Source organism: Burkholderia sp. Ac-20392 (genome assembly GCF_017104585.1).
Classification (GTDB): Bacteria; Pseudomonadota; Gammaproteobacteria; order Burkholderiales; family Burkholderiaceae; genus Burkholderia; species Burkholderia lata.
Map to the genome: position 1 here is coordinate 1 of NZ_JAAGPB010000300.1, position 10,748 is coordinate 10,748.

Annotated in this window: 12 protein-coding genes; 7 read left to right on the forward strand and 5 right to left on the reverse strand. The window is 68.5% G+C overall.

The annotated features are described in order from the left end of the window. The 6 genes from G3N99_RS26505 to G3N99_RS26530 form a co-directional block, all read left to right on the forward strand. A partial coding sequence (locus G3N99_RS26505) for a LysR substrate-binding domain-containing protein (RefSeq protein ID WP_241011861.1) occupies positions 1-223 on the forward strand: 223 nt, incomplete at its 5' end. A 149-nt stretch (positions 224-372) separates the two neighbouring features. Next, positions 373-1,122, forward strand: a complete 750-nt coding sequence (locus G3N99_RS26510; protein WP_174935482.1) for an SDR family oxidoreductase — start codon at positions 373-375, stop codon at positions 1,120-1,122. Between the two features lie 470 nt (positions 1,123-1,592). Next, entirely contained in the window at positions 1,593-2,279 is a 687-nt protein-coding gene (locus tag G3N99_RS26515; protein ID WP_206123868.1) for a type 1 glutamine amidotransferase domain-containing protein, read from the forward strand. 141 nt (positions 2,280-2,420) lie between these two features. Then, a complete protein-coding gene (locus G3N99_RS26520) occupies positions 2,421-3,530 on the forward strand; it encodes an NADH:flavin oxidoreductase/NADH oxidase (protein WP_011355338.1) in 1,110 nt (369 codons plus the stop codon). A 128-nt stretch (positions 3,531-3,658) separates the two neighbouring features. Next, on the forward strand, positions 3,659-4,729 hold the full coding sequence (locus tag G3N99_RS26525; RefSeq protein ID WP_174935476.1) for an AI-2E family transporter: 1,071 nt from the start codon (positions 3,659-3,661) through the stop codon (positions 4,727-4,729). Positions 4,730-4,940: 211 nt separating this feature from the next. Beyond that, positions 4,941-5,315, forward strand: a complete 375-nt coding sequence (locus G3N99_RS26530) for a hypothetical protein (protein ID WP_174946094.1) — start codon at positions 4,941-4,943, stop codon at positions 5,313-5,315. Between the two features lie 27 nt (positions 5,316-5,342). On the opposite strand, the gene G3N99_RS26535 is transcribed toward G3N99_RS26530, so the two are convergent. Beyond that, entirely contained in the window at positions 5,343-6,137 is a 795-nt protein-coding gene (locus tag G3N99_RS26535) for an SDR family NAD(P)-dependent oxidoreductase (RefSeq protein ID WP_174935472.1), read from the reverse strand. A gap of 251 nt (positions 6,138-6,388) precedes the next feature. On the opposite strand from G3N99_RS26535, the gene G3N99_RS26540 reads away from it, so the two are divergent. After that, entirely contained in the window at positions 6,389-7,234 is an 846-nt protein-coding gene (locus G3N99_RS26540) for an AraC family transcriptional regulator (protein ID WP_206123869.1), read from the forward strand. 10 nt (positions 7,235-7,244) lie between these two features. On the opposite strand, the gene G3N99_RS26545 is transcribed toward G3N99_RS26540, so the two are convergent. The 4 genes from G3N99_RS26545 to G3N99_RS26560 all read right to left on the reverse strand — a co-directional run. Further along, positions 7,245-7,832, reverse strand: a complete 588-nt coding sequence (locus G3N99_RS26545; RefSeq protein WP_011355333.1) for a LysE family translocator — start codon at positions 7,830-7,832, stop codon at positions 7,245-7,247. A gap of 104 nt (positions 7,833-7,936) precedes the next feature. Next, positions 7,937-9,376, reverse strand: coding sequence for a heavy metal sensor histidine kinase (locus G3N99_RS26550; protein ID WP_174935466.1), 1,440 nt, complete (start codon positions 9,374-9,376; stop codon positions 7,937-7,939). After that, the gene (locus G3N99_RS26555) at positions 9,373-10,068 is read right to left on the reverse strand and encodes a heavy metal response regulator transcription factor (protein WP_011355331.1); all 696 of its coding nucleotides are present in this window, start codon (positions 10,066-10,068) and stop codon (positions 9,373-9,375) included. The genes G3N99_RS26550 and G3N99_RS26555 overlap by 4 nt, the downstream gene beginning before the upstream one ends. A gap of 28 nt (positions 10,069-10,096) precedes the next feature. Then, positions 10,097-10,748 (reverse strand): efflux transporter outer membrane subunit (locus tag G3N99_RS26560; RefSeq protein WP_206123870.1); only part of this gene is annotated, 652 nt, incomplete at its 5' end.

The following is a 10,748-nucleotide window of genomic DNA, read 5'->3' on the forward strand; positions in this document are numbered from 1 at the left end:
TGACGGGCTCGGCGTCGGCTGGGTGCCGCGCCGGCGCGTGGCCTCGCTGCTCGAGCGCGGCGAACTCGTGGAAAAAGAGACGGCCGATCCACGCGAGCCGAACCGGCTGTATGTCGCGTGGCATGGCGACCGGGACGGCCGCGCGCTGCAATGGTGGCTCGAGCAATTGCGCGAGCCGCGGCTCGCGCAGCGCCTGCTCGACGGCATCGACGTGGCTGGCTGACACGGCGCCGGAAAAACACGGCAATCGAACCGGCCGCCCAAACACGTTCGAAGATTTCGAACATGTTCGTCGCGCCCGTCGTACGGCAGGGCAGGCCGCCGCGCGCATCCTGTGTTCACGGTCAACTCACCGGTTCACAGGAGAACATCATGCAACGCTTCGAAGGAAAGACGGTCCTCGTCACGGGCGGTAACAGCGGCATCGGCCTGGCGGCCGCCAAGGCATTCGCGGCAGAAGGCGCACGCGTCATCATCACCGGGCGCGATGCGCAGACGCTCGAGGCCGCACGGCAAACGCTCGGCGCCGACGCGCTGGCGATCCGCAACGAGGCCGGCAGCGTCGCGTCGGCCCGCGCGCTGGCCGATGCGATCGCGTCGGCGGGGGCGCGGCTCGACGCCGTGTTCATCAACGCGGGCGTCGCGAAACTCGCGCCATTCGCCGACAGCGACGAGGCCATGTGGGATCTCGTGTTCAACACCAACGTGAAGGGCGCGTATTTCCAGATCCAGTCGCTGGTGCCGCTGCTGAACCGCGGCGCGTCGATCGTGATCAACGGCTCGATCAACGCGCACATCGGGATGCCCGGCTCGTCGGTGTACGCGGCAAGCAAGGCGGCCGTCAATTCGTTCGCGAAGACGCTGTCGGCGGAATTGCTGCCGCACGGCGTGCGCGTGAACGTCGTGAGCCCCGGGCCCGTGCAGACGCCGCTCTACGGCAAGCTCGGGTTCGATGCCGCGACGCTCGACGAGACGGCCGAGAAGATCAAGGGCCTCGTGCCGGTCGGCCGGTTCGGCACGCCGGATGAAATCGCGTCGACGGTGCTGCACCTCAGCGCGCCGGAATCCGCGTTCATCGTCGGCGCGGAGATCATCGCGTCGGGCGGGATGGGGTTGCTCTGATCCGGTCGTCACACCGGCGGGGGCCGCAACCGCCCGGCGCAATGCCGGGCGGGCGGTTCCCGCGATCCGCTTTGCCGCGCCGCCAGCGCTGAGCGACGACAGACCCCAGCAGATCGTGCTCCCCGGAAAAGGCCATGACGTTGTCAGGGGTTACTAGACGACTGGTCTAATCCGGGGCTATCATCCGTTCCCATGAATGCGACGACGTCCGCGGCGCATGCATCGAAGACGCGAAAATGCCATCTGGATGCCATTCCGCGCTGCGATGCTGACGATGCAGCGAGACGCCGTCGTTTTATTTCGAATGGTTCTAGACGACTGGTCTAATAGGCACATGCCGCATTCGGATACGCGGGTCGCACGTTGACGCGTCATAGCTGACTAACCGACAGGCGTGCCGCGCCGACCGGCCAGGTTGTCCGGTGGTGCGGCCCCGTTCCCCTCATCCATTTTCGAAGGAGTGTCCGATCATGAAGATTCTGGTTGTCCTGACCTCGCACGACACGCTCGGCGACACCGGCAAGAAGACCGGCTTCTGGCTCGAGGAACTGGCCGCGCCGTACTACACGTTCAAGGATGCGGGCGTCGAGCTGACGCTCGCGTCGCCGAAGGGCGGCCAGCCGCCGCTCGACCCGAAAAGCAGTGATCCGACGGCCCAGACCGACGCGACGCGTCGTTTCGACGCCGATCCGGCGGCCAAGGCCGAGCTCGCGTCGACGCACAAGCTGGCCGACGTGTCCGTGGACGACTACGACGCCGTGTTCTACCCGGGCGGCCATGGCCCGCTGTGGGATCTGGCCGAGGATCTGCATTCGATCGGCCTGATCGAGCGCGCGCTGGCGGCCGGCAAGCCGGTCGCGGCCGTGTGCCACGCGCCGGGCGTGCTGCGTCACGTGAAGAACCCGCAGACCGGTGAATCGGTCGTGCGCGGCAAGCGCGCGACGGGCTTCACCAACAGCGAGGAAGCGGCCGTCGAACTGACGGAAGTCGTGCCGTTCCTCGTCGAGGACATGCTGAAGACCAACGGCGCGCAATTCGAGCGCAGCGCCGACTGGGCGCCGCATATCGTCACCGACGGGCTGCTGATCACCGGGCAGAACCCCGCGTCGTCGGAGCCTGCCGCCGAGGCGCTGCTCGCGCAGCTCGGCCACCGTTGAGTCGATGGCGCCGGTCCGGCCGGCGCCGCACCGTATCCGTCGCCGGGCGCTGGCCGCCCGGCGACGGCCCGAATCGTTCCGTCGTGCACACCGCACGACGCGTTTCCAGTCGTTTTGCAGAACCAAGCAAAGGAGCCGTGGATGTCTGCCCTGTTCGAACCGTTCAAACTCAAGGATGTCACGCTGCGCAACCGCATCGCGGTGCCGCCGATGTGCCAGTACGTCGCCGAGGACGGCGTCGTCAACGATTGGCATCACGTGCATCTGGCCGGCATCGCGCGTGGCGGCGCGGGCCTCGTGATCGCCGAGGCGACGGCCGTGTCGCCGGAAGGGCGCATCACGCCGGGCTGCGCGGGGCTGTGGAACGATGCGCAGGCCGAAGCATTCGCACCGTCGGTCGCGGCGATCAAGGCGGCCGGCGCGGTGCCCGGCATCCAGATCGCCCACGCGGGCCGCAAGGCGAGCGCGAACCGCCCGTGGGAAGGCGACGACCATATCGCCGACGGCGATCCGCGCGGCTGGCAGACCATCGCGCCGTCGGCCGTGCCGTTCGGCGCGCATCTGCCGAAGACGCCGCGTGCGATGACGCGCGACGACATCGCACGCGTGCAGGCCGACTTCGTTGCGTCGGCGAAGCGCGCGCGCGACCTGGGCTTCGAATGGCTCGAACTGCACTTCGCGCACGGCTATCTCGGCCAGAGCTTCTTCTCGGTGCATGCGAACCAGCGTGACGACGAATACGGCGGCTCGGCCGAGAACCGCGGCCGTTTCCTCGTCGAAACGCTGGCGGCCGTGCGCAAGGTGTGGCCGGAGCATCTGCCGCTGACCGCGCGTTTCGGCGTGATCGAATACGACGGCCGCGACGAAGAGACGCTCGCCGAATCGATCGCGCTCACGCAGCGGCTGAAGCAGGAAGGGCTCGACATGCTGAGCGTGTCGGTCGGTTTCTCGACGCCCGACGCGCAGATTCCGTGGGGCCCGGCGTTCCTCGCGCCGATCGCCGAGCGCGTGCGCCGCGAGGCCGGGCTGCCGGTGTCGTCCGCGTGGGGGATCGACACGCCGCAACTCGCGAACCGCGTGGTGGCGGAAGAGCAGCTCGATCTCGTGATGGTCGGCCGCGCGCATCTGGCCGATCCGCACTGGCCGTACTACGCGGCCAAGCAGCTTGGCGTCGAGCGTCCGTCGTGGACGCTGCCGGCACCGTACGCGCACTGGCTCGAGCGCTACCGGACCGCCGACAAGGTGGCCTGAGCGGGCGGGGTGCCGGGGCGGTGCGCGCATGACATGCGCCGCCGATCCGGCGCCGATGGATAGAATGGCGGTTCGCGCAGGCCGGTTGCCTGCACGAACCGCCATTTTTTCATTTCGACAGAGGTGCCATGGGCGCACATGTCCCGTCGTCTCCCGATCCTGCCGCGCGGCCGCGCACGCAGCAGGTCTCCCGCGCCGTGCTGTATGCCGCGCTGCTGGTGATCGCGCTGTGGGTGATCCGCGATTTCATTCCCGCCATCGCCTGGGCCTGCGTGATCGCCATCGCGATGTGGCCGATGCTCAAGCGCTTCGAATCGCACCGCCTGTTCCGCAATCGCCCGACGCTCATCGCGGTCGTCATCACGGCGGCGATCTCGTTGCTGGTCGTGCTGCCGGTGGCCGTCGCGGCAACCCAGGCGATCGGGCAGGCGCATGACCTGCGCGAGTGGCTGCGCACGATCCAGGACAACGGCATTCCGGTGCCGGACGTGGTCGGCCGGCTGCCTTACGGCGCGGCGCAGATCACCGAATGGTGGCAGGCCAACCTCGGTCATCCGCTGCATGCGGCCAGCGCGATGCACGGCGTCAACAGCGAGAAATTCCTCGCGTTCGGCCGGCAGTTCGGCACGAAGCTCGCGCATGCGCTGCTCGAATTCGGCTTCATGCTCGTCACGTTGTTCGTGATCCTGCGCGCGGGCCACAAGCTGTCGGGGGCGTTGCTGCAGGGCGCACGGCGCGCGTTCGGGCGCAGCGGCGCGGAGCTGATCGAGCGGATGGTCGCGGCCGTGTTCGGCACGGTGACGGGGCTGGTCGTGGTCGGGCTGGGCGAGGGCGCGCTGCTCGGCATCGCGTATGCGCTGGCCGGCGTCCCGCATGCGGCGCTGCTCGGCCTCGTCACGGCGATCGCCGCGATGCTGCCGTTCTGCGCGCCGGTCGTGTTCTGCGGCGCGGCGCTCTGGCTGTTCGTGCAGGGCGCGACCATGTGGGCGATCGTGGTGGCCGTGCTCGGGTTCGTCGTCGTGTTCGTGGCCGAGCACTTCGTGCGGCCGGTGCTGATCGGCAGTTCCGCACGGCTGCCGTTCCTGCTCGTGCTGTTCGGCATCCTCGGCGGCGCCGAGACGTTCGGCCTGATCGGGTTGTTCGTCGGCCCCGCGCTGATGACGGTGCTGACGATGCTGTGGGCCGAATGGATTGCATGACGACGCGGGCGGAGGCGGCATGACGGGGTCGTACGGATGCGCGTTCAAGCGTGTATCGGCCGCCGCGACGGACGACGATCCGGCTTGTGCCGAAGGATGCAATGCAAGGATTCGGATAAAGATCTCTACATTTCTTTTCGATCCGGACCCAAAGGTCTAGTAGCATGGCGCTTTCGATCACGCCGGCATGGCGCAGCAGATTTCACCAAGCATGCGATTGATTACGATGTCCCGTCCCGCAGCGACGCTGTCCCTGGCCGCCGGCTGCCTGATGTTGCACGGTTGCGCGTGGTTCGACTCGTGGCTGCCGTTTTCGTATTCGCGCACGCCGCTCGCGAGGGCCGCGTCACGGCATGGCGCGACGCGCGCCGATGTCGTCCGCGCCGGCGGCAATCCGCGCAGCGTATGGATGGTCCGCAACGGCAGCGGCGTCTGCTACAACTACTTCATCGAGCACGGCAACGATCACCGCGAATATTTCGTCGTGTTCGACAAGGCCGGCGTCGTCACGCAACGCGGCTTCGATTCCTGCATGGACGCCGACCGCAAGGGCACGCTTCAGACGGGCAAGGCCGCGTCGCGCTAGCGCGACGGCGGCCGTGCCCGCCTGCCGTCACGCGATCGTGTCGACCACGCCGCCGTCCACCCGCAATGCGGCGCCCGTCGTCGCCGAAGCGAGCGGCGAGCACACGTAGACGACCAGGTTCGCGACTTCCTCGGGCGTCGCGGGCCGCTGGATGATCGAGCTCGAGCGGTGGTTGCGCACGAAATCCACGGCCACGTCCTCGACGCTGCGGCCGGTTTCGTCGGCCGTTTCCTTCAGCAGCGCCCGCACGCCGTCCGACATCGTCGGCCCCGGCAGCACCGAATTGACCGTCACGTTCGTGCCGGCCGCGAGCTTCGCGAGGCCGCGTGCGATCGACAACTGCGCGGTTTTCGTGAAGCCGTAATGAATCATGTCGACCGGGATGTTCAGGCCGGATTCCGACGAAATGAACACGATGCGACCGGCATTGCGTTCGATCATCCCCTTCAGGTAATGCCGTGCGAGACGCACGCCGGACATCACGTTGGTCTGGAAATAGTGGTCCCATTCGGCGTCGTCGATGTCGAAGAACGCCTTCAGGCCGTAGATGCCCGCGTTGTTGACGAGGATGTCGGCCGCGGGCGTGTGCTGCGTGATGCGGGCAACGCCGGCGGCATCGGACAGGTCGGCCGCGATGCCGTCGAAGCCCGCGTCCGGGACGGCGGCGCGCAGGTGCGCGAGCGCGGACTGCACGGATGCGTCGCTGCGGCCGTTGACGACGACGCGCGCGCCGGCGCGCGCGAGCCCTTCGGCGATCGCGAGCCCGATGCCGGCGGTGGAGGCGGTGACAACCGCGGTCTTGCCTTTCAGATCGATATGCATGTGCGTGACGGGAGAGGAATGAACGGGATCCGCCGTGGGTGCCGCGGCGGACGGAATTCAAAGCTTAGGCGAAACGGCGCGATCCGGCGTCGAAGCCGCGGTCCGGTGTCAAAGCCGCGAACCGGCAAACCGCCGAACCGCCGAACCGCCGAACCGCCGAACCGCCGAACCGCCGAACCGCCGATCCGGTTGCGCGGCGCCGCACAGTCTTGTACGGTGAGCGTTCCCCGTCCGAACCGGGAGCCCGCCGCGTGAGCCGTACCGCCAACCGATCCGTCGTACCGTCGCCGTTCTGGCGTGATGCCGCGCTGCCGTTCATCGAGGCGCGCACCGTCGACGACGGCCGCGCGATCTGCTACGCAAAGCACACGCACGACACGTTTTCGGTGGGCGCGATCGTCGGCGGCACGAGCAGCTACGTGAACGGCGCGACGAACGAGCACGTCGGGCGCGGCGTGCTCGTGATCATCGATCCGGAGCAGGTGCACGCGTGCAATCCGTACGGCCCCGATGCATGGGCGTATCGGATGGTCTATGTCGACGTGCCGTGGCTCGCGCGGCTGCAGCATTCGCTGGGCCGCGATCCGAACGGCGATTTTCACGGCTTTTCGCCGAAGTTGACGGAGCGCCGCGACCTGTTCGCGCAATTTGGCAGCTTCTACCGCACGCTCGTCGCGCCCGGCATCGATCCGCTCGGCAAGGAGAGCGCGGCGGTCGAGTTCTTCACGGCGCTGCACGGCGCGCTCGATCGTGAACTCCCCGGCCCGCGCGCCGGGGACGACAATGCCCGGCTCGCGCGCGCGGCCGACTATATCGCCGCACATTGCCGCGAGGGCGTCACGCTCGATGCGATCTGCGCGGCGGCCGATCTGTCGCCGTCATACCTGATCCGCGCGTTCAACGCCCGCTACGGGATGACGCCGCATGCATTCCTGATCGATCGCCGCGTGCAGTACGGCCGCACGGAGTTGCGCCGCGGCCGGCCGATCGCTGATGTCGCGCTCGACGCGGGCTTTGCCGACCAGGCGCATTTCCAGCGCGCGTTCCGGCGGATCGCCGCTGCGACGCCCGGCCAGTACCGCAGCGCGACGAGCTGAACGGCAAGCGCTACACGTCGAGCAGGAAGAGAGCACTGCCGGCGAGCAGCAGCGCCATCAACCGGTTGAACACGCGCATGTGCCGCGCGTTCGCAAGCCGGTGCCGCAGCGATGCGCCCGCATACGACCAGCACGCGATCGACGCGAAACAGATCACCAGATACAGCGCGGCGAACTGCCAGACCTGCGTGCGGTCGCCATCGGTCGCATACGCGCCCATCGCGGCCACGCACGCGAGCCACGCCTTCGGATTCAGCCACTGCATCGCCGCGCCGGCCGCCGCCGACGGGCCGGCCACGTCCGGGTCGGCCGACAGCCGGCCGTCATCGAGCGCGAGCCGCAGCGCCATGTACAACAGGAACGCGATCCCCGACCACTGCGTAGCGGTGGTCAGCACCGGCCAGCGCGCGAGCGCCGCGTGCAGCCCGAGGCCGATCAGCAGGAACAGCGCGACGAAGCCGAGCGTCGCGCCGGCCGCATAGCGCAGGCTCGCGCCGAGGCCGTGGCGTGCGCCGGCGCTGAGCGCGACGATGTTGACGGGACCGGGGGTGATCGACGAGGCGAGCGCGAACGCGGCCATCGAAACCAGCATGCTCATTGGATGTCTCCATGCGAAATGTCGAAAGTCGCATCGAGACTACGGGAGCCGAACGGGCCCGTATTGAAGAAAACTGCCCTCGGCGGGCGGCCGCGCGGCGGCCGTCAGTGCAACGCGCGGGGCGCGTGCGCCGGCCGGGTATCGTGCAGGTCGGCCGGGCGCAACGGGCCGCCGGCGCAGGGTTGCGTCGAGACCGAGAAGCCGAACGTGTTGATGCCGCCCGAGCAGGCGACGAACACGCTGCCGCCGTGCATCTCGGCGACGGCCTTGACGATCGACAGCCCGAGCCCGTGGTTCTCCTTGCTGTTCGCGCGGGCTTCCTCGAGCCGGTAGAAGCGCTCGAACACGTGCGAACGCCGGGCGGGGTCGATCGGCTCGCCTGGGTTCGCGACGGACATTTCGACCAGCGTGTCACGGCGCACGATCGTCACGCTGAGCGTCGCGCCGGGCGCCGAATGCTGGATCGCGTTGATCAGCAGGTTCGTCATCGCGCGGCGGAACAGCGACGGATCGACGGCCGCGCGCGCATCGCCGTGCAGCTCGGCGCGCAACTGCGCCTCGTCGAGCGGGATTTCCAGGAAGTCGAGCATGCGCCGCACTTCGTCGGCGAGCGACACGTCCTTCAGGTCGGTCGCCCGTTCGCCGCGGTCGCTGCGCGACAGGAACAGCATGTCGTTGATGATCACGCGCAGCCGCTCGAATTCCTCGAGGTTCGACTGCAGCGTCTGCTGCATCCGCTCGACCGTGCGGTCGCGGCTGGTCAGCGCGACCTGGGTCTGGCCGATCAGGATGCTGATCGGCGTGCGCAGTTCGTGCGCGACGTCCGCGTTGAACGCCTCGAGCCGCGCGTAGGTTTGCTGGATGCGGTCGAGCGCACCGTTGAACGACGTGGCGAGGTCGCGCAACTCGGCCGGCAGCGCGTCGGTCTGCAGCCGCTGGCGGCGGTTCGTGAGACTGATCGCCGATGCGTCCTGCGACAGCCGGTCGAGCGGCGCGAGCCCGAAGCGGGCCACCGCACGGCTCAGCAGCAGCGTAATGATCGTCGCGATCGTGATCAGCCCGGCGAGCGTCCAGCCGAAGCGGCGCAGCATCCGCTGCGTGCGCTCGCACGAGCTGGCGACGACCAGCTTCAGCGTCGGCCGCTCGCCATTGCCGGCCACCGTGACGGTCTTCGTCATCACGTCGTAGGTGCTGTGGTTCAGCGCGTATTGCTGGAAGGCGCCGAACGGCGCGCCGACGGGCACCCCGTCGACAGGCTGGCCAAAGCGGAAGTCCGGGTTCGTGGTGTCGACCTGGTAGCGCGTCGAACCGTCGGGCGGTTCGAGGTCGGCGAGCTTTTCCTGCATGAGACGCCCGCGCTGGGGCGTGAGCGCATGCGACACGATCATCTCGGCGACCTTGGCGCGCGTGTCGAGCGTCGCGCGCAGCTCGGCGAACAACTGGCGCTCCATCATCACGAACAGCCCGCAGCCCACCAGCGTGAACACGAGCAGCGACACGATGCCGAACATCGCCGACAGCCGCAGGACGATCGAGCGTTTCATGCCGGCCTCTCGGTGTCGCCGTCCTCGCGCGCCTCGAGTACGTAGCCCATCCCGCGGATCGTGTGCAGCAGCTTGTCCGTGAACGGGCCGTCGAGTTTCGCGCGCAGGCGCTTGATCGCCGTTTCGACGACGTTCGCGTTGCTGTCGAAGTTCACGTCCCACACGAGTTCGGCGATGGTCGTCTTCGACAGCACCTCGCCGCTGCGCCGTGCGAGCACGCCGAGCAGCTGGAATTCCTGCGCGGTCAGGTCGAGCCGTGTGCCGTCGCGCGTGGCGCGGCGGCCGATCAGGTCGACCCGCAGGTCGCCGATCGAGATCAGCGTCGATTCCTGCACGCGTGCACGACGTGTCAGCGCGCGCAGCCGTTCGATCAGCTCGAGGAACGAGAACGGTTTGGTGAGGTAGTCGTCGGCGCCGCCGCGCAGCCCGCGCACGCGGTCGTCGACGCGGTCGCGCGCGGTCAGCATGATGACGGGCGTCTGCTTCTGCGCGCGCAATGCGCGCAGCACGCCGAAGCCGTCGAGCTTCGGCAGCATCACGTCGAGCACGACCACGTCGTAGTCGAATTCGACGGCTTTCCATGCGCCGTCTTCGCCGTCTAGCGCGGTGTCGACGACCCAGCCTTCCTCGGTCAGGCCGCTTTTCAGGTATTCAACGACTTTCGGTTCGTCTTCGACGATCAGGACTTTCATGTTCGAATCCGTTGTCCGGGTAATCCGGTTAAGGGCTCGGTTGCGCCGGGGCCGGCGCTGCCGCCGCGACCTCGGCCGGTGCGGGGCCGCCCGCGGCATGGCCGTCCCAGCCGCCGCCCAGCGCCTTCGCGAGAAACACGACGAGCGCCGCGCGCTGGCCCTGGATCTGCACGGCCTGCCGCTCGCTCGTCAGCAACTGCTGTTGGGCCGTCAGCACGTCGATGAACGGCGTCAGGCCGCCCGCGTAACGATCCTGCGCGAGCGACACGAGCTTGCGCGCGTCGTCGACGGCCGCGGAGGCCTGCTGCGCGGCGTCGGCAAGCACCGACAATCCCGTGACCGCATTCTGCACCTCCTGGAATGCGGTGAGCACGGTCTGCCGGTAGCTGGCCTGCGCGGCGACGTAACCGGCCTGCGCGAAATCGACGCCGGCCTTCAGCTTGCCGCCTTCGAACAGCGGCTGGCTGAGCGATCCGCCGACCGACCACAGCAACGACGGCACGGTGAACAGGCCGGCGAAGCGCGTGGCATCCCAGCCGATATCGGGTGACAGCATGATGCGCGGGAAATACGCGGCGCGCGCGACGCCGATCTGCGCATTCGCGGCGGCCATCGCGCGCTCGGCCGACGCGACGTCGGGGCGCCGCTGCAGTACGTCGCTCGGCAGGCCGGTCGGCAGC

Bases quoted from the DNA above. Each gene is read 5' to 3' on its own strand.
- G3N99_RS26515 (WP_206123868.1), top strand. From the start codon at position 1,593: ATGAAGATTCTGGTTGTCCTGACCTCGCACGACACGCTCGGCGACACC.
- G3N99_RS26545 (WP_011355333.1), bottom strand. From the start codon at position 7,832: ATGAGCATGCTGGTTTCGATGGCCGCGTTCGCGCTCGCCTCGTCGATC.
- G3N99_RS26550 (WP_174935466.1), bottom strand. From the start codon at position 9,376: ATGAAACGCTCGATCGTCCTGCGGCTGTCGGCGATGTTCGGCATCGTG.
- G3N99_RS26535 (WP_174935472.1), bottom strand. From the start codon at position 6,137: ATGCATATCGATCTGAAAGGCAAGACCGCGGTTGTCACCGCCTCCACC.
- G3N99_RS26525 (WP_174935476.1), top strand. From the start codon at position 3,659: ATGGGCGCACATGTCCCGTCGTCTCCCGATCCTGCCGCGCGGCCGCGC.
- G3N99_RS26520 (WP_011355338.1), top strand. From the start codon at position 2,421: ATGTCTGCCCTGTTCGAACCGTTCAAACTCAAGGATGTCACGCTGCGC.
- G3N99_RS26510 (WP_174935482.1), top strand. From the start codon at position 373: ATGCAACGCTTCGAAGGAAAGACGGTCCTCGTCACGGGCGGTAACAGC.
- G3N99_RS26555 (WP_011355331.1), bottom strand. From the start codon at position 10,068: ATGAAAGTCCTGATCGTCGAAGACGAACCGAAAGTCGTTGAATACCTG.
- G3N99_RS26530 (WP_174946094.1), top strand. From the start codon at position 4,941: ATGCGATTGATTACGATGTCCCGTCCCGCAGCGACGCTGTCCCTGGCC.